Raw genomic sequence first — 1,291 nt, forward strand, 5'->3', positions numbered from 1 at the left:
CCGGGGTAGAGCGGGTGCTTGTCCGTGAGTGCCTTGACTCGGGTCTTCAGCGTCTCGGCGTCGTACGACGGCTTGAGCGCCTCCGCGATGACGTCCGCGACCTCGGCGAAGTCCTCGGCCGTGAAGCCGCGGGTGGCGAGGGCGGGCGTGCCGATCCGCAGGCCCGACGTGATCATGGGCGGGCGCGGGTCGTTGGGGACGGCGTTGCGGTTGACGGTGATGCCGACCTCGTGGAGGCGGTCCTCGGCCTGCTGCCCGTCCAGCTCGGACTCGCGCAGGTCGACCAGGATCAGGTGCACGTCCGTGCCGCCGGACAGGACGTTGACCCCGGCCTCGCGGGCGTCCGGCGCGGTCAGCCGCTCGGCGAGGATGCGCGCGCCCTCGACCGTGCGGCGCTGACGCTCCTTGAAGTCCTCGCTCGCCGCGACCTTGAAGGAGACCGCCTTCGCCGCGATCACGTGCTCCAGGGGACCGCCCTGGAAGCCCGGGAAGACGGAGGAGTTGAGCTTCTTCGCGAAGTCCTTCTTCGCCAGGATGATGCCGCCGCGGGGCCCGCCGAGCGTCTTGTGGGTGGTGGAGGTGACGACGTCCGCGTACTCCACCGGGTTGGGGTGCAGGCCGGCCGCGACCAGACCGGCGAAGTGCGCCATGTCCACCCACAGGTAGGCCTCGACCTCGTCGGCGATGCGGCGGAAGGCGGCGAAGTCCAGCTGCCGCGGGTACGCCGACCAGCCCGCGATGATCACCTTCGGCCGGTGCTCCTTGGCCAGCCGCTCCACCTCGGCCATGTCGACCAGACTGGTCTCGGAGTCCACGTGGTAGGGCACCACCGTGAACTGCTTGCCGGAGAAGTTCAGCCGCATCCCGTGGGTCAGGTGGCCGCCGTGCGCCAGGTCCAGGCCGAGGATGGTGTCGCCCGGCTGGGCCAGCGCGAACAGGGCGGCCTGGTTGGCGGAGGCGCCCGAGTGGGGCTGCACGTTGGCGTACTCGGCGCCGAACAGCTCCTTGACCCGGTCGATCGCGATCTGCTCGGCGACGTCGACGTGCTCGCAGCCGCCGTAGTAGCGGCGGCCCGGGTAGCCCTCGGCGTACTTGTTGGTGAGGACCGTGCCCTGCGCCTCCATGACCGCGACCGGCGCGAAGTTCTCGGAGGCGATCATCTCGAGGGTGGACTGCTGGCGGTTCAACTCGGCGTCGACCGCGGCGGCGACCTCCGGGTCGAGCTCGTGCAGGGACGTGTTCAGAACGGACATCAGGTACGACTCCTCAGCCGGCCGAAAAGGCGGTGTAC

At 70.3% G+C, this 1,291-nt stretch carries 1 protein-coding gene; it reads right to left on the reverse strand.

Features of this window, described 5'->3' with window-relative positions; all coding sequences use genetic code 11:
• Positions 1 to 1,253, reverse strand: a 1,253-nt coding sequence (gene glyA, locus ABT063_RS52050; RefSeq protein WP_351069394.1) for a serine hydroxymethyltransferase, incomplete at its 3' end; no start/stop codon positions are given.
• Positions 1,254 to 1,291 lie beyond the last annotated feature (38 nt).

Origin of the sequence: Streptomyces sp. NPDC002838, from assembly GCF_040295365.1 — a bacterium.
In the GTDB taxonomy this organism is placed as follows: domain Bacteria; phylum Actinomycetota; class Actinomycetes; order Streptomycetales; family Streptomycetaceae; genus Streptomyces.